The following is a 17,059-nucleotide window of genomic DNA, read 5'->3' as shown; positions in this document are numbered from 1 at the left end:
ATTTCTCTTTTTTAAGATAAATAGAAGCTGATATACGATTTACTGAATAACGTTCCGTTAACTTCATGTTTTAATTTGTATCTTCGCGTGTTACAAATTGTCGCGATAAAACTCAGTGATCATCATTACAGTAAATTGAATAGTTATTCATAAAAAATGTCAGTTACAGGTGAAGTTCTTGGTTGTTGCAGTATGTTCATGCCACCAACCTGAGTTTTATAAATCATACAACTTATAAGAATTAGGGAAGTCACAATGAAAACTAAAATAGCACTAGCAGTGTCTATGGCGCTGTTATCGTCGGCGGCAAATGCGCAAACCGTTTTATCACCTACGGGTGAAACCTTGCAGTTAGATATTCCAAGTGAACTACAAGCCACGTCATTACGCGGTAATGCCGCCGGAGCTGAAGTTAAGTTTGTACCAGAAGCGGATTTAGGCGAGGGTGAATTTACTTATATCGTTCGTTTACGTGACAGTTCAGTCGCTAATTATCAAGGAACGACTCCTGGCTTTAAAGCGACGAGCTCACAGAAAGTGCAGACAAGTGGCACTTCAAAAGTCGCGGTGAATGGCAAACTCGATGCTTCAAGACCTGAAGTTAAAAGTTATGTTAGCTATTTGAAAGTCAAACAAAATCGATTTCTAGCTAACGCAAGTGCGGCTATTGGCACCAATCTGCAGCCATTAACGACCTATCAGTATGCGTTAAACGGTATGGCAGTTCGCATGACTCAAGCTCAAGCGAAGAAAATGGCTGAGTTACCTGAGGTTGCGTTTGTTGAGCGCGAGCGCATGGAACAAATGGAAACTGATGTCAGTCAAGCGCTTATCGGTTCGCCAAATGTATGGGATGGCAGTGCAACGGGCACTAAAGCCATGGGTGAAGGTGTGATTGTCGGTATCATCGACTCAGGTATTAACTCTGACCATGCTTCATTTGCGGATGTTGGCCAAGATGGTTATGACCACACTAACCCATTAGGTCAAGGCATCTATATTGGTGACTGTAAAACTGACTTCGCCAGCATGTGTAACGACAAACTGATCGGTGTCCGTAGCTATCCAGAAATCACCAATAACTTTGATGACGTAAAAGTGTATGGTGACATCCCCCCGGCAAAAAATGGTGAGGATTACGGTGGACACGGTTCGCACGTTGCTAGTACAGCAGCGGGTAACATTTTAGTTAATGTCCCTTACGTGCAAGGTGAAACCGGTAAGTTAGAAGGTGATGGTATTGCGACGGGTCTTGAATTTGCGCAAATCTCAGGTGTTGCACCACATGCAAACATCATAGCTTATCAAATCTGTAATCCGGGTAATGCGGGCGACACTTATTCTGGCTGCCCGACCGCACCTATTTTGAAAGCATTAGACGATGCAATCAAAGATGGCGTCGATGTGATCAACTTTTCGATTAGTGGTGGTGGAAATCCGTGGAATAGTGCAACAGAACAAGGTTTCTTAGCTGCGCGTAATGCGGGTATTTTTGCTGCAGTCGCTGCGGGTAACACTCGTGGCGCAACAAACACGAGCCCTGCAATTAATCAAACGCCTTACTCTACACCTAAAAATGCACCTTGGTATACGTCAGTTGCTAATTCGACCCACAATCGCGACATAGTACGCGCCGTTGAATTTAACGGTAAAAACTACCACTACACTGCTGGCTCTGGCCCTGTTCAAACTGAAGTGCTCAAAGGTGTGCCTGTTTATGCAGGCACAATTGATGCGGCCAATTTTGAAGCCTGTAAACCATTCGCTGCTGATGCTTTTAAAGATAAGATCGCTGTTTTAAGACGCGGTGGTTGTTCATTCGATATTAAAGTCGCTGCGGCGAAGGAAGCTGGCGCTAAAGGGGTGATTGTTTTCAATAGAGATGGTGAAAATAATGCGCGCCTGATCATGTCTGGGTTAGATAAATTGGATATTCCAGCGGTATTTATTGGCGATATCGATGGCTTAGAACTGATTGCTGCTATGGCAGCAAATCCAGCGCTTGAAATCACGCTGTCTCCAACTCCTAAAGTCGTCAGTAAAGAAGCGGATGTTTTAGCTGCCAGCTCCTTGATTGGACCTAACCTGACTAACGATGTACTGGTGCCTTATGTTGCTGCACCGGGCAGTGACATCTACGCTGCTTATTCAGATCAACAGTTTGGCCATGATAAGACAGGGACTGATCCTGCTGATTTCACTTTGATGTCAGGTACTTCAATGGCGAGTCCTCATGTTGCCGGTGCTGGCGCGTTACTTAAATCGCTGCATAAGGATTGGACCCCAGATAACATTCGTTCTGCGCTAATGATGACAGCAACGACAGCTCAAGCCATGAAAAAAGCCGATGGTAAAACCGTTGCAGATCCGTTTGACGTAGGCGCAGGCCGTATTCGTGTGGATTTAGCGGCTAAATCTGGCTTAGTGATGGATGAAAGTGCCTTAAACTACGAGATTGCTAACCCTACAACAGGTGGCGATCCACGTAAGCTAAACATTCCAAGCATGGCTGATTCACGTTGTATCGATACTTGTACTTGGACACGTACTGTTACTGCAACGGCTGACGGTAGCTGGACTGCAAAAGGTGTTTCCGCAACCGATAAGTTCGCGTTAACTGTGACGCCAGAAAGCTTCAACCTGAAAAAAGGTGAGAGCCAAACTATCACAGTGACAGCTGATGTGACTGACGTCGGTGCAAGTTGGGGCTTTGGTAACTTAGTATTAGCTTCGGAAGCCTTCCCAACGGCTAACATGCCGATCGTGGCTAAGATTGCTAAACGCGACTTACCTGCGGTTGTTAATGTTTCAGCCTCACGCGATGCCGATGAGCGCAATTTGGCTCACTTGAAAGCGATTGATCTACCGGGTGTTGCGGCGACAGTGACTGAACTTAAGTTAAGTGCTACTTATGAATCAAGTGTGAAACAGGATTCAAATACCGATAGTGCATTTGATGATTTAGCCGATGGCGTAAAAGTATTTAGCTTTAACGTTGAAGACAAAGCGTTATATTTCAATGCATCAATCGGTAATACCACGTCTCCTGACTTAGACATGTTTGTGATACTCGATAAGAAAGATGGTAGTAAGCTTTCTATGGCGGCATCTTCTGCGTTTAGTGGTTCAAAAGAAAGTGTGTCTATTAAGAACCCAGTGAAAGGTGAGTATATCGTCGTGATACAAAACTATCAGGCATCAGCAGCCGATGCGGATGATGCTTTTAGTTTGAAACAAGTGACCTTATACGATGAAGCGGGTGATAACTTAACGGCAAATCTTACCGGTGATCATAAAGATTTCAACGTCAACTTAGCTTGGAAACAAGCGATGTTAGTGGGCGATGCAGGCTTGGCAATGCTGACTCTGACCACCACTGACGACAAAGTCGCACCGGTTAAAATTCCGGTTATATTTGAGCGCGTCAGTGATGATGTTTTACCGCCTCTAGGTAGCACTGTTTCTGGCGAGTTAACGCCAGGCGCCGCTAAAGTGATGAAGACCCGTGTCGAAGCGAACAAAACGCAAGAAACCCGCGTTTACACTTTAGAGGCGTTATTACCAGAAGGTCACGAAGTGGCTAATATCAGCCATCAAGGTACACAAGTGGGTAATAAGATCACTTGGACTATCGAGATGGTCTCTGGTGCATCGGCACAAGATGTGACGTTTGACTTAGTGCCACGTAAGGCAAGCCAAGACAACCTTGTGACTTTGACCAACAAAGTGAACAACGAGTCGGCTGAAATCTTGAAGCAAGAATATCAATTTGATGTTCCAGAAGTGGCGCCAGTGGCAGTGATTGAAGCACCGGTATCTGTTCAAGAAGGTAAACCACTGTTTATCGATGCGAGCAAGTCATCCGATGCCAACAATGATCCATTAACCTACAAATGGACTCAGTTAGGCGGTGCGAGCTTTAACTTTGACGCTAATGCAGCCAAGCTTAATCTAGTGGCGCCAGAAGTGAGTGGTACAGCTCAAACAGTGTCATTCCAACTTACTGTAGCGGACAACCATGGCAATAAAGATTCAAGTGTCGTGTCTGTGTCTGTGACTGAAACACCAGCTAAGAAAGATGATGGTGGTTCATTAGGTTGGTTAAGCTTGTTATTGCTACCGTTTGCCTTTGGTCGTCGTAAACAAGGCTAATCGCTCAGGGTTAAATCGAAAGGTTTAACAGTAATTTAATAGTAAATAGAGAAGGGCTGATATTGATATCAGCCCTTTTTGTTTTAATCGATTGAGGTTAGCGATTACTCATCAAAAAATCGACAAAGGCACGGTCTGCTTGACTGACGGGGCGTTGTTTTTTCCATGCGATATGCAGGTTCAAAAATACTGGTGGATCGAAGGGTTTAGCTAAAATGTCATCTTTTGAACTTATTGCCATTTCGAGCACGCTGGTGATCCCAAATCCTTGGGAAACAATCTGTTTGATAAGGTTAATCAAATTAGTCTCGAAGGCGACATTGGGCTTTTTCCCCAGATCCTTGGCTTGCGATAAGATCCACTCGCGGTGGAAATAACCTGTCTTGAACATCACTAATTCATGGTCGAAAAAGTCATTGAGACTGACGGCGTTATGTTCCGCTAAAGGATGTTCGGCTCCCATAGCGATCACCATTTGCTCACGGATCAACAGCTGACTATCAAATTCGGGTTGTAGGTCTTGGGCGGTAATGATTGCAATATCCACTTCTTCCTGTTGCAACATACGCAACGCGTCCCGCGTCCCGCCTTCAAACAGTGATAGTTTTAACTCGGGGTATTTATGCCGAAAAGCCATTAAGCGCGAGGGCAGGTAGAAAGACCCCAGCATGCCCGGCACGGCAATACGGACTTCCCCCGAGGTGAGATTGGCCATGGCACGGATTTGCGCTTCGGCCTGCTTAATCTGTTTCAGGATCAAAGTGGCATGTTGATGCAGGACTAAACCTTCGGCCGTGAGTGCGAGTAGCTTGTCATTCTTGTTGCTCGTACGATTGACTAAAGTCACGCCGAGTGCGACTTCTAAGCGCTTGATACTTTGGCTTAACGCCGGTTGAGCCATATTCAGTTTCTTGGCTGCGGCGGTAAAGCTGCCAGTACTGGCAAGGGCATCTAAATGTTTGAGTTGGCGGATATCCATCAATCGGGCCCATACTGTTGAATAGTGGCAAGGTCGGTGCGTTGTGGTTATAACAAAAATCAATGATAGCGATAGATATTATCTATTATTGTTATGTTATGCCCAGTGATAACCTTTGTCTATCCTATGAGTGATGCTTTGTCGAGGCTCCTGTGCAAGCCGTGTTAGATACTATGATTGATCATAAACAGCGTGATACCCGACTGATGTGGGCGCTATGTGTTGCTTCTGTGGTGGTGTATATCAACTTGTATCTGATGCAAGGCATGCTGCCGCTAATTGCGGAGCATTTTACGGTATCAGGGTCTAAAGCGACGTTAATCCTGTCGGTAACCAGTTTTTCCTTGGCCTTTTCATTGCTCTTGTATGCGGTACTGTCAGACCGTATCGGTCGACACACGCCGATCATTGTCAGCCTGTGGTTGTTGGCGTTATCTAACTTATTGTTGATTTGGGCTCCGGATTTTAACGGGTTAGTGCTAGTGCGATTGCTGCAAGGTGCGTTACTCGCTGCCGTGCCAGCAATTGCGATGGCGTACTTTAAAGAGCAGTTGTCACCGAGCACTATGCTCAAAGCCGCGGGCATTTACATTATGGCGAATAGCATTGGTGGCATTGTTGGTCGTTTACTCGGCGGCGTTATGTCGCAGTTTTTATCTTGGCAAGAATCCATGTGGCTGTTGTTTTTAGTCACCTTAGCGGGCGTGGCTTTAGTGAACTATTTGCTGCCTTCACTTGCCGATGCGCAGGCCATGTCAAAGAGCAAAACCGAGCCTTCTTTATCAAAACGCGCCCGTTTAGCCCAAGATCTTCATGGCTTTAGCCATCATCTCACCGATGCACAAATGCGCTTGGTCTACGCGATTGGCGGCTTAACCTTTATGATGATGGTGAATCAATTTAGTTTTATTCAGCTGCATTTGATGGCGGCGCCCTATGAATGGAGTCGCTTTCAAGCAACCTTGATTTTCCTGTGTTATTCCAGCGGGACTATAGCTTCGTATTTCACTGCGAAATGGCTCGCCAAATTTGGCCAACATAAGTTGTATCAGTGGTCTTGGTGCGTGATGTTGCTCGGCAGTTTACTGACCCTGTTTGATACCACTTTAACCATTAGCTTAGGTTTTCTGATGACAGCCTGTGGCTTCTTCCTCACCCACAGTTGCTGTAATTCTTTTGTCGCGATGCGCGCCAGTCGCGATCGGGCTAAGGCGACATCACTGTATTTATGCTGTTACTACTTAGGCGCGGCGATTGGCGGCCCTTATTTGATGATGTTCTGGCATGAGGCGCAGTGGCGCGGCGTGGTGATGGGCTCGTTAACCTTACTGGCCTTGATTGCCTTAGCCATCACCCGTTTGCATTACCATCAAACGCATGTCAAACGGGTATTAGTCTAGCTTTCAATTTGTTGTTTAGTCATCGGAATTAATGTACTGCTTGCGGTCTAAATCATATTTACGCATTTTGTCGTAGAGGGTTTTGCGGGGCAGTTCCAACTGTTCCATTGTCTGCTTAATGCTGCCCTTGTTGTGGCTGAGCGCTTCTTCAATCAGTACCCTTTCAAAAAACTCGACTCGTTGCAGTAATGACATGCTCGAGTGCAGGCTTGGGGTATTGCCCAAAGTGCCAGCAAAGGCGGCTTCTCCGCCCAGCAGTACAAAGCGTTCGGCGAGATTACGTAACTCACGCACATTGCCCGGCCAGTCGTGGGAGGTGAGTATGGCGTTTTGCTCCGCATTTAAGGCAATAAGCGCTTTGTGATAGCGTGCCGATGCAACCCGGGCAAAGTGCAGGAACAGCAAAGGAATATCTTCACGGCGATCCCGCAGGGGAGGGATAGGCACAGTCACCAGATTTAAGCGATACAACAAGTCTTGGCGAAATTCCCCCGTGTCACACAAGCTTTTTAAATCCACCTTAGTGGCGGCAATCACACGTATATCTAAGTTGATGCTTTTGTTTGACCCTAAGCGTTCAACTTTACGATCTTCAAGTACCCGCAGCAGTTTTACTTGCAGCGATAGTGGTGTACTTTCAATTTCATCTAAAAATAATGTGCCGCCGTTTGCGTATTCAAACTTACCAATGCGCATCTTATCGACGCCGGTAAAGGCACCCGCTTCGGCGCCAAAGAGTTCACTTTCAATCAGATTTTCAGGAATCGCCCCACAGTTGATGGCGACAAAGTTGGCTTGGCTGCGGCTGCTGTGATCGTGTAAATAGCGGGCGACGAGCTCTTTACCTGTGCCTGTTTCACCCTCGATTAACACGTCAGCTGGGGTATCTATCACTTGATCTATGATGTGGCGCATGCGGTTGATGCCGACGCTGTTACCCAAAATGCGCGGGCCTGGTACGCTCTGACTTTCGAGATCCTTTTTAAGCTTACGGTTCTCTAGGGTCAGGCTGCGTTTATCTAAAGCGCGCTTCACCACATCGAGTATATGTTCGTTATTGAAGGGCTTTTCGAGAAAGTCGTAGGCACCTTGCTTTAAGGCATTGACTGCCATGGCGATATCCCCAAACCCTGTCAATAGCACAACGGGGAGGTCGGGGTCCTGCAGGCGGATTTGTTGCATTAAGCTGATGCCATCTAATTGCGGCATGTTGACATCCGATATCACCATTCCCGCCCAATCTTTATGTAGGAGTTTAGCAATCCCTTTAGGCTCTGTGGTGGCGAGCGCCTTAATGCCCTCAAGTTCAAATAGCTGAACGAGAACTGTGCCTATGTGCGGCTCATCGTCGATGATGAGTACAGAATAATCTTGGATAGAATTGGGCACACTCATGAGACTAACATTCCTCAAGCAAATAAATAGGTAAAATAATCTGGAAAATGGCGCCACCCTCTTCGGCATTGGCAACGTTAATCTGGCCTTGCATGGATTCGATAATACGCTGTGAAATCGATAAGCCAAGCCCTAGGCCATGCCGCTCGTTGGTGGTGAAATAAGGTTCGAAGATTTTCTCCATTTGGCTTTCACGTACGCCAGGACCTGAATCTTGGATACTGATGCAGAACTTATCTTCACTGGTCACGCGGATGACCAAGCGGCGTTTAACCGATTGTTGCATAGCGACAATGGCGTTGCTCATGATATTGACAAACACTTGCTGCAATCGGACTTTATCGCCCCAAACCTGATAGTTGCCATTGGGTAACTGCACATCGAGTTCAACGCCTTGCTTGTCTATTGCGGGCTGAACTATGGTCAGCGCTTGTTTGATACAGCGGCCAATATCGGTAGCGCTATCCGTGCCTTGGCTCTTGCGAGTGAAGCTTTTAAATTGGCCGACAATATCGGCCAATCTATCGGTCAGTTCAATAATAATCTTGATATTATCCAGTGCCTTATCTTGCATATTACGGGCTAGAAAGGTTTGAGTATTTTGCGCGTAGCTGCGCAGTGCTGCAAGCGGCTGATTAAGCTCATGGTTAATGCTGGCGGATAAACTGCCGATCACTGTGAGTTTAGCCGCTTGAATGAGTTCATCCTGAGTATCTTTAAGCTGATTGTTCGCCTGCTGCAAGTCTTGAGTTCGTTCTTCTACGCGTTGTTCTAACAGGCTTTGTGCCAGTTGCATGCGCTGTAGGTTGCGCCGCCGCTCGGCACTAAACAAGATGCTGAGTGCCAGCAATAGATAAATACTGGCCGACAGTAACATCAGCGCAGGTAAAGACGACAGCAAGGGTTTGATGGGGGCTAAGATATGCACCCGCCAGCCAGCTTTGGCCATTAACTGATGATTATCCATGTATTGCTCATGATCTCTACCTGTTTGCAATTGGTAGAGCATAGCTTGGCTGCCACTCTCATAGGGTGGCTTCATTAACAGCTCACCTATGGGGCGTTCTGCGTAACGCTTTGATGCATTGAGCATATACTGTTTGGCTTGGGTAAGTGGGGTGAGTGACTTTAACCGCCACTCATCGACACTGGAGATAAAAACAATGTCCTCTGGGTCGCTGATAAGGAATTGATACTGGCCCGCAATGGCCATGCTTGTGCTTTGCTGCTCGATACCGCTAATGTCCACTTTGACAATGATCGCGCCGAGTATGCCTTTACCGCCTTGCTGATAAATAGGGTAGGAGAAATAAAAGCCACGCTTATCTGAGCTGGTACCCACGGCATAATAACGGCCTAAATTACCCGAGATAGCATCGGTGTAATAGGGCCTAAAGGAATAGTCCTTGCCGATAAAGGAGAAACTCTGTTGCCAGTTGCTGGCGGCAATGGCGATCCCTAAGGCATCAATCAGATAGATATCTGACGCCTCAGTGACATGCTGGATTTCTTCCAGATATAAATTAAGCTCTTGGACTTTATCAGGATTTTGTTGATCGTTCAGTACATTGGCGAGCATAGGGTTAGTTGAGAGCACATGGGGAATACTTTCGTAGCGCGATAACGCCCCATCAAGGAAACTGATTAATTCTTTTAGTTGTTTCTCAGATTGAGTTTGGATCTCGATTTTACCTTGATGCAAATGCACCCAATAGGTCAGTTTGAGTGTTGCAAATAGACCTGCAAGTAACACTACAGTGAGAAAGAGGCGTTTCTTGGCCTTAGGCGTCATGGGCAACATGGTGGCTATCCTGATAAAGCGACGGTATCAATCATTGAGACTGTACATCATAAAACAAAGCGAGCCTGACTAGGCTCGCTTAAAAACTAACTGTAATCAAGGGGTAATCTCATTACCTTGAATTTCAGCTTAATATCCACGCATCGAATCCAACCATTCTGGTAAGAAGAGCGAAATCTGCGGCACGTAAGTGATCAAGGTTAAGAAGGCTAACATCAATAGTAACCAAGGCAGAACCGATTGAATGACCCAACCAATACTCTTACCTGTGATCCCTGCGGTAACAAAGAGGTTGAGCCCCACCGGCGGCGTGAGCATACCTATCTCCATGTTCACCACCATTATGATACCTAAGTGAATAGGATCTATGCCTAAGTGAGTCGCGATAGGGAAGAGGATCGGCGCCATAATCAGGACAATCGCCGATGGCTCCATAAAGTTACCAGCAGCAAGTAGCAGTAAGTTAACAATGATCAGGAAGCCCCAAGCGGGTAAACCCATATTAACAATATGCTCAGCGATAATATGCGGGATACGCTCAGTGGTTAAGACATGCGCGAACAACATAGCGTTAGCTATGATAAACAGCAGCATGATACTGACCTTAGCGCCATCACGCACTACGTTACGTATGTCTTTGTCGATAGGCGTTTTAATCAGTCCTAGGAACATGTGACCTAAGTTACGTGCCGCGGCTTTAGGTAAGCTTTCACCTTGGTTGCGCCAAGCCACCTCTTTTAATGGTCCAATGTCACGGTAACCAAATACCGCAATAAAATACGCATACATACAAGCTACCGCTGAAGCTTCAGTCGGGCTCGCAACGCCGCCATAGATAGAGCCTAGAACGATAAGGATGAGTGCTAATCCACCCAAAGCTTTAGCGCTTGAAATCCCTAGTTGTTTAAAGCCTGGAAAAGGACGCGAAGGCAGGTTCTTAAAGCGGGCGACGATGTAGATAACGATCATCAGGATGAATCCCATCATTAAGCCTGGAATTAAACCTGCCATAAACATTCTTGCTGCGGACACTTCGGTCGCTGCCGCATACACCAACATCACAATGGACGGTGGGATCAAAATACCAAGTGTGCCTGAGGTGGTGATAACCCCCGCCGCAAACTTCTCGGGATAACCCGCTTTAACCATGCCCACAATCACGATTGAACCAATCGCCGCTACGGTCGCGGGTGATGATCCTGAAACCGCCGCAAACAGCATACACGCCATAACAGATGCCATCGCTAATCCACCACGGACATGTCCAATACTGTCCATGGCAAAATCGATAATCCGTCTCGCGACGCCACCAGTTGAGAGGAAGGCGGATGACAGAATAAAGAAGGGGATAGCGAGTAGAGTGTAATGCTCCGATGAAGACTCATACAGTTTGAGTGCCACTGAGGCTAAGGAGTCATTCGAGAAAAACAAAATGGTGAGCATGCTGGAAAAACCTAACGCGATAGCGATAGGCATACCGAGAAACATACACACTAATAGGGCGGTAAATAGGGTTGCAATCGCCATTATTTAGTCTCCTTTTCGTCAGAGACGGGTTCTTCATTGGCGTTTTTAACGCTTTCATCGATTAAATGCATACTTTCTTTCGCTTCATCAGCAAATTGGAAGCCAGTGACTTGGTCACGTAGGATGGCAATAAAGAGTTCGGCGAATCGCCAAGTCAACATCGAAAAACCAATGATCAAAATACTCTGAGACAGCCAAATAGGGACTGCGCCATCTTCAACATCAATCCGTAAGGTGTTCCAAGCAAAGTCTGGGTCGAGGCTTTTTAACAAAAATTGGGGGAAATTAATATCTTCCATAGGCACACCAATTTGATACATCTGGCTTAAGTAATCCCAACTGCCTTTTAAAAAGAGTCCGCAATAGACAATACAGACAAAGGCGGTAACGAGGGACGTTATCTTTTTGGCCCGAGGCGCTAAGTTTTTAACGAAGGCATCGACACCAATGTGCGCGCCAACTTTTACCCCATAAGACATACCAAACAACACAAACCAACCGCAAAAGGTCAGTGTGAGTTCTTGGATCCACAGAAAACCCGTATTGAAGAAGAATCGTGCGACGACTTCTGAAAACACTAACAACGTCATCAGAGTGATCAATAAATTGAGCACACCTTCTTCAAAATAACCAAATATTCGCGATATCACAGCCATAATCCCCTCGCTGAAATGGCCGCTTAACCTCGGTTGAGGTTAAGCGGCTATCATCATTATTATTTATTTGCAGCTACAGCAGCTTCAATCACATCTTTACCGATTTGCTCTTCAAATTTAGCCCAAACTGGTTTCATCACATCGACCCATTTTTGACGTTCAGCAGGCGTTAAAGTCACTAACTGTGAACGTTTAGAATCTAGGATTAACTGTTTGTCTTGGTTATCTTTCTCAGCGGCAATTTTGTTACCTAATGCGATAGATTCATCTAATGCTTCTTTGATGATCTTACGTTTGTCAGCAGGTAAGCCTTTCCAGAAAGTGTCAGAGGTCACGACCATGTAGTCGAGTACACCGTGATTACTTTCAGTGATTTGGCTTTGCACTTCATAGAACTTTTGTGAGTAAGTATTTGACCATGTGTTTTCTTGACCATCGATAGCGCGGGTTTGCAGCAGGGTAAATACTTCAGAGAAAGGTTTTTTCACTGGAATAGCGCCGACAGCATCAAATTGAGCCGCCAAAACATCAGACGCCATTACGCGGAACTTCAAGCCCTTTGCATCAGCAGGATTTTTAAGTGGCGTGTTAGCCGAGAACTGTTTCAGACCATTGTGTAAATAGCCTAGACCGACAATCCCTTTACGGGTCATAGAGTTCAGCAGTGTTTGACCTGCTTCACCTTGTTGGAAACGGTTTACCGCATCCATATCATTGAAGAGGAAAGGTAAATCGAATACTTGTAGGCGTTTAGTGTAACGTTCAAATTTTGAGAGTGACGGCGCAACAAATTGCACGTCGTTTAACAGTAGTGCCGCTAACTCGTTGTTATCCCCAAATAACTGTGAGTTAGGAAATACACTGACCTTGTATTCACCCGGTAAACGTTGTTCAACGAGTTCTTTAAACTTAAGTGCCATTTGGCCTTTGGGCGTATTTTCTGCCACAACGTGCGAAAACTTAATTTCAATAGGTTCTGCAAATACGTTAAAGCTGGTTGCGAACACGGAGGCAACGGCGAGCATTTTGACTAAGGTTTTGAGTGGACGGGTCAATCCAGTTTGTTGATTCAATGTCATCTTGAGTTCCTTTTTCTGTTGTTAGGATTTGTCCTCAGTCTTGGTTAGTTTGTTACCAAGTTTGAGTAGGAATACAGCCTTGATTTCCCTGAGGTCTGTCTTACTAAAGGCAAATACCACGCCAACTTACACTGACTTCTGTAAGTGTTTGGTTACTAAAGTGTAGTTCATTTGATGTTTGTCACACTTTTAGTTTTGTGGGTGAGATCTCGCTCACAGTGATTTTGTATTTGGGTGGGAACCCACCCATGGCGCGGATCTGCCTCAAATAGACGGCCCTCTTAGGTGCAGGTTTATTAAACAAACTTAGTTATTTTGAGATCAAAAAATGCCGCAAAAGTATGCGTTACGCTGAAACATGCGTGATGGATTATTTTGGGATAAGCAGTGTAGGCTGATTGTATGGTCAATTGTGGTCAAGTCGATGGCGTTTGTCGTCAATCAAGACAAGGGATCAGTTGGCGGAGTTAATCATCATCTAAAAGGATACGTTTTAGGATCGCATCGCTAGGCAACAACTCTAAGTGGCCTTGTTCGTCAAAGTACCAACCGGTAATAAAGCCCTTTTGGCGCATGCTGACGAGATTGTGCATGACTTCCCGTGCTTCCTTTAGTGCCGTTTGCTCATCGCAAGCGTGGGTATGCTTTAAATAAGCGGCAATATTGGCAAGAGAAGCGGATTGACTGACGCTGGCCATAATGTTGATCTCCAAACAATGCTAAAAGCAGAATGAAATCAGGCTGAGTGTCGATAGAGCTTGGTATTTTACGGATTATAAAAGGCGAAAGAGTAAAATTTAGCACTCGCTGATTGAGATCAAGCATAGTTGAGTCAGCGTGTTGGTAAAGTTTATTGGGGGGATAAATATGGTGGTCGCTACTGGGCTCGAACCAGTGACCCCCTCCTTGTAAGGGAGGTGCTCTCCCAGCTGAGCTAAGCGACCTGGGATGTAACTTGTGTATTGCAGAATATGGTGGTCGCTACTGGGCTCGAACCAGTGACCCCCTCCTTGTAAGGGAGGTGCTCTCCCAGCTGAGCTAAGCGACCTGGGATATAACTTGTGTATTGCAAAATATGGTGGTCGCTACTGGGCTCGAACCAGTGACCCCCTCCTTGTAAGGGAGGTGCTCTCCCAGCTGAGCTAAGCGACCTGGGATATAACTTGTGTATTGCAGAATATGGTGGTCGCTACTGGGCTCGAACCAGTGACCCCCTCCTTGTAAGGGAGGTGCTCTCCCAGCTGAGCTAAGCGACCTGGGAATTCTGATATTACACAATTTTTAAGTCATTATTCATTGAAGAATGGTGGTCGCTACTGGGCTCGAACCAGTGACCCCCTCCTTGTAAGGGAGGTGCTCTCCCAGCTGAGCTAAGCGACCTGGGAATGACTTTCACACAATGAGATACATTAAGTTATATGGTGGTCGCTACTGGGCTCGAACCAGTGACCCCCTCCTTGTAAGGGAGGTGCTCTCCCAGCTGAGCTAAGCGACCTGGGATATAACTATTTTGTACAGCCATTTTCTTTACAAATTATGTATAAAAACAATACATCTATAAAAACAATGGTGGTCGATACTGGGCTCGAACCAGTGACCCCCTCCTTGTAAGGGAGGTGCTCTCCCAGCTGAGCTAATCGACCTCGCTGTGTGGAGCCGTATTATAGGGAGGTTCGATCTAGTGTCAACGCTTTTTAGTGAAAAAAGCATTGGTCGCGCTATTTTTGTTCGCATTGGCTTAATGCTAATCACGCCGCCGATCAAAGTGTTAGTTTATTCGCCTGTCAATGGCGTGCAATTTGGGTGTTTGGGATGCCGCGATAGCTAGACTCATGTCATTCGTGAGCATTTCGGACGATAAAATGACAGGGTGTGAGTGACTCACAATGATTAGATGTTAGAGATTGAGTGGATAGCGGTGTATAGGCGTTGCGCCAAAGACACACTATTTATAGCTGAAGGCATGATAGGGGCAAAAGTAGGGCAGGGATCTAAGCGTAGCGAAAATCAATCCATGAGTCATAAGTCAGATAAATGGGGCACAGGTTTGCGGGTGATAGCTGTGGCATCACTTTATATGTGCACCTTTATATAGGCTTCACTATATAAGGAGGGGATTTAGCGTAACGATTTTACTAGATAAGTGATACAGCAGAGCTTGTCCCATTTGCAGCGCCTGCTTTGACTGTTAGAATAAGCCCACTTTTTTATCGTGATTGTCTTTATCTAGACGACTTTATATAGGTTAGTGTCCCATTATGACAACTAAGACGCGTTTTGCCCCTAGTCCTACTGGTTTCTTACATGTTGGTGGTGCCCGTACTGCACTTTATTCTTGGTTACAAGCCCGTGCCAATAACGGTGAGTTTGTATTACGCATTGAAGACACTGATATTGAGCGTTCGACTCAAGCCGCCTGCGATGCGATTTTAGAAGGTATGAACTGGTTAGGTTTGACATGGGACGAGGGCCCGTATTACCAAACTAAGCGTTTTGATCGTTATAACGAAATCATTGCCCAAATGTTAGCAAAGGGCACTGCATATAAATGCTATTGCTCACGTGAGCGTATTGATGCGTTAAGAGAAGCACAAGCCGCCAACGGTGAAGCACAAAAGTACGATGGTTGCTGCCGTGACTTGCCTGCTCGTGATACTGATGAGCCATTTGTCGTGCGCTTCAAAAATCCTATCGGCGGTTCAGTGGTATTTGATGACCATGTTCGTGGCCGTATTGAATTTTCTAACGATGCATTAGATGACTTGATCATCGCCCGTACCGATGGTGTGCCAACCTATAACTTCTGTGTAGTCGTTGACGATTGGGATATGGGAATTACTTGTGTGGTTCGTGGTGAAGATCATATCAACAATACGCCGCGTCAAATTAATATCCTTAAAGCATTAGGGGCGCCAATCCCAGAATATGCTCACGTCTCTATGATTCTCGGTGATGATGGCGCGAAATTATCTAAGCGTCATGGCGCAGTGAGCGTAATGCAGTACCGTGACGATGGCTATTTGCCAGAAGCACTGTTGAACTACCTAGTACGTTTAGGTTGGTCACATGGCGATCAAGAAATCTTCTCATTAGAAGAAATGAAGCAATACTTTAAGCTCGGTGATATCAATAAAGCCGCTTCTGCCTTTAATACCGATAAACTGGTGTGGTTGAACCAACACTATATAAAGAGTCTTGCCCCAGAATATGTGGCGACACACTTACAATGGCACATGGACGATCAAAAAATTGATATGTCAAACGGCCCAGCATTATCGGAAGTGGTTACGGCATTAGCCGAACGCGCTAAGACACTAAAAGAGCTAGCCGCTTCTAGCCGCTACTTCTATGAAGACTTTGCTGAGTTTGATGAAGCCCAAGCGAAAAAGCATTTACGTGGTGTTGCGTTAGAGCCATTGCAACTGGTTCAACAAAAATTAGCCGCATTAACTGAGTGGACTGTAGAAGCTATCCATCAGGCGATTGAAGACACTGCAACTGAATTAGATGTGGGTATGGGTAAAGTTGGTATGCCTTTACGTGTCGCAGTAACAGGGGCAGGGCAGTCACCAGGCCTTGATATCACATTATTTTTAATCGGAAGAAGCCGTTCTGAGCAAAGAATATCCAAAGCGATTGAATTTGTAGCAGATAGAATAAATTCCTAAAAAACGAGTTGACACTTTTAGGTGCGCTGCATAGAATGCGCCACGCAGTTGAGACACAGACGAGCAAATGCTTCTAGTGCACTTAAATGTAGCTTGATAAGTTTTGGGGTTATAGCTCAGCTGGGAGAGCGCTTGCATGGCATGCAAGAGGTCCACGGTTCGATCCCGTGTAGCTCCACCAAACTTACTGCAGGTGTTAAGCAGGAACGTAAGTTCGAATTAATATGTCTGAGGTTACCTTCGTTCTTTAGAATAGAGTGCCTAGGACACCGTAGTTGTTAAACGGGAACAATAAGTTCAAATTAATATGTCCGGGGTCCCCTTCGTCTAGAGGCCTAGGACACCGCCCTTTCACGGCGGTAACAGGGGTTCGAATCCCCTAGGGGATACCAAATATTGGTT

General features: G+C 45.8%; 10 protein-coding genes and 9 tRNA genes. 5 read left to right on the top strand and 14 right to left on the bottom strand.

What is annotated here, in order from left to right; all coding sequences use genetic code 11:
• The first annotated feature begins 255 nt into the window (after positions 1-255).
• Complete coding sequence (locus Q4Q54_RS15950) at positions 256-4,152, top strand: S8 family serine peptidase (protein WP_311988942.1); 3,897 nt, start codon at positions 256-258, stop codon at positions 4,150-4,152.
• 97 nt (positions 4,153-4,249) lie between these two features.
• On the opposite strand, the gene Q4Q54_RS15945 is transcribed toward Q4Q54_RS15950, so the two are convergent.
• Positions 4,250-5,131, bottom strand: a complete 882-nt coding sequence (locus Q4Q54_RS15945) for a LysR family transcriptional regulator (protein ID WP_006082306.1) — start codon at positions 5,129-5,131, stop codon at positions 4,250-4,252.
• A 152-nt stretch (positions 5,132-5,283) separates the two neighbouring features.
• On the opposite strand from Q4Q54_RS15945, the gene Q4Q54_RS15940 reads away from it, so the two are divergent.
• A complete protein-coding gene (locus Q4Q54_RS15940; RefSeq protein ID WP_311988941.1) occupies positions 5,284-6,531 on the top strand; it encodes an MFS transporter in 1,248 nt (415 codons plus the stop codon).
• Positions 6,532-6,546: 15 nt separating this feature from the next.
• On the opposite strand, the gene Q4Q54_RS15935 is transcribed toward Q4Q54_RS15940, so the two are convergent.
• The 13 genes from Q4Q54_RS15935 to Q4Q54_RS15875 form a co-directional block, all read right to left on the bottom strand.
• Complete coding sequence (locus Q4Q54_RS15935; RefSeq protein ID WP_311988940.1) at positions 6,547-7,926, bottom strand: sigma-54 dependent transcriptional regulator; 1,380 nt, start codon at positions 7,924-7,926, stop codon at positions 6,547-6,549.
• A gap of 4 nt (positions 7,927-7,930) precedes the next feature.
• A complete protein-coding gene (locus Q4Q54_RS15930; protein WP_311988939.1) occupies positions 7,931-9,727 on the bottom strand; it encodes an ATP-binding protein in 1,797 nt (598 codons plus the stop codon).
• Positions 9,728-9,856: 129 nt separating this feature from the next.
• A complete protein-coding gene (locus tag Q4Q54_RS15925; protein WP_006082297.1) occupies positions 9,857-11,254 on the bottom strand; it encodes a TRAP transporter large permease in 1,398 nt (465 codons plus the stop codon).
• Entirely contained in the window at positions 11,254-11,910 is a 657-nt protein-coding gene (locus tag Q4Q54_RS15920) for a TRAP transporter small permease (RefSeq protein WP_220776914.1), read from the bottom strand. The genes Q4Q54_RS15925 and Q4Q54_RS15920 overlap by 1 nt, the downstream gene beginning before the upstream one ends.
• A gap of 59 nt (positions 11,911-11,969) precedes the next feature.
• Positions 11,970-12,989: a TRAP transporter substrate-binding protein gene (locus Q4Q54_RS15915; RefSeq protein WP_311906867.1), complete on the bottom strand. Its 1,020-nt coding sequence runs from the start codon at positions 12,987-12,989 to the stop codon at positions 11,970-11,972.
• A gap of 467 nt (positions 12,990-13,456) precedes the next feature.
• Positions 13,457-13,687, bottom strand: a complete 231-nt coding sequence (locus tag Q4Q54_RS15910; RefSeq protein ID WP_006082294.1) for a hypothetical protein — start codon at positions 13,685-13,687, stop codon at positions 13,457-13,459.
• 170 nt (positions 13,688-13,857) lie between these two features.
• Positions 13,858-13,933: transfer RNA gene (locus Q4Q54_RS15905), tRNA-Val, on the bottom strand.
• 28 nt (positions 13,934-13,961) lie between these two features.
• Positions 13,962-14,037: transfer RNA gene (locus tag Q4Q54_RS15900), tRNA-Val, on the bottom strand.
• Positions 14,038-14,065: 28 nt separating this feature from the next.
• Positions 14,066-14,141 (bottom strand) — tRNA-Val (locus Q4Q54_RS15895).
• 28 nt (positions 14,142-14,169) lie between these two features.
• A tRNA-Val gene (locus Q4Q54_RS15890) sits at positions 14,170-14,245 on the bottom strand.
• A gap of 48 nt (positions 14,246-14,293) precedes the next feature.
• Positions 14,294-14,369 (bottom strand) — tRNA-Val (locus tag Q4Q54_RS15885).
• 39 nt (positions 14,370-14,408) lie between these two features.
• Positions 14,409-14,484 (bottom strand) — tRNA-Val (locus tag Q4Q54_RS15880).
• A gap of 72 nt (positions 14,485-14,556) precedes the next feature.
• Positions 14,557-14,632 (bottom strand) — tRNA-Val (locus Q4Q54_RS15875).
• A 615-nt stretch (positions 14,633-15,247) separates the two neighbouring features.
• Here Q4Q54_RS15875 and gltX point away from each other — a divergent pair.
• The 3 genes from gltX to Q4Q54_RS15860 all read left to right on the top strand — a co-directional run bounded on the left by gltX (position 15,248) and on the right by Q4Q54_RS15860 (position 17,049).
• Complete coding sequence (gene gltX / locus Q4Q54_RS15870) at positions 15,248-16,657, top strand: glutamate--tRNA ligase (protein ID WP_311988938.1); 1,410 nt, start codon at positions 15,248-15,250, stop codon at positions 16,655-16,657.
• A gap of 105 nt (positions 16,658-16,762) precedes the next feature.
• A tRNA-Ala gene (locus tag Q4Q54_RS15865) sits at positions 16,763-16,838 on the top strand.
• Positions 16,839-16,973: 135 nt separating this feature from the next.
• Positions 16,974-17,049: transfer RNA gene (locus Q4Q54_RS15860), tRNA-Glu, on the top strand.
• Positions 17,050-17,059: the final 10 nt, after the last annotated feature.

Source organism: Shewanella sp. SP2S2-4 (assembly GCF_031932025.1).
Lineage (GTDB): Bacteria > Pseudomonadota > Gammaproteobacteria > Enterobacterales > Shewanellaceae > Shewanella > Shewanella baltica.
The sequence above is the reverse complement of the archived record's forward strand: the minus strand, read 5'-3'. Positions and strand labels throughout refer to the sequence as shown.

Excerpts from the sequence above, each read along its gene's own strand:
- Q4Q54_RS15950 (WP_311988942.1), top strand. The coding sequence starts at position 256 with ATGAAAACTAAAATAGCACTAGCAGTGTCTATGGCGCTGTTATCGTCG.
- Q4Q54_RS15945 (WP_006082306.1), bottom strand. The coding sequence starts at position 5,131 with ATGGATATCCGCCAACTCAAACATTTAGATGCCCTTGCCAGTACTGGC.
- Q4Q54_RS15935 (WP_311988940.1), bottom strand. The coding sequence starts at position 7,926 with ATGAGTGTGCCCAATTCTATCCAAGATTATTCTGTACTCATCATCGAC.
- Q4Q54_RS15930 (WP_311988939.1), bottom strand. The coding sequence starts at position 9,727 with ATGTTGCCCATGACGCCTAAGGCCAAGAAACGCCTCTTTCTCACTGTA.
- Q4Q54_RS15925 (WP_006082297.1), bottom strand. The coding sequence starts at position 11,254 with ATGGCGATTGCAACCCTATTTACCGCCCTATTAGTGTGTATGTTTCTC.
- Q4Q54_RS15920 (WP_220776914.1), bottom strand. The coding sequence starts at position 11,910 with ATGGCTGTGATATCGCGAATATTTGGTTATTTTGAAGAAGGTGTGCTC.
- Q4Q54_RS15915 (WP_311906867.1), bottom strand. The coding sequence starts at position 12,989 with ATGACATTGAATCAACAAACTGGATTGACCCGTCCACTCAAAACCTTA.
- Q4Q54_RS15910 (WP_006082294.1), bottom strand. The coding sequence starts at position 13,687 with ATGGCCAGCGTCAGTCAATCCGCTTCTCTTGCCAATATTGCCGCTTAT.
- gltX (WP_311988938.1), top strand. The coding sequence starts at position 15,248 with ATGACAACTAAGACGCGTTTTGCCCCTAGTCCTACTGGTTTCTTACAT.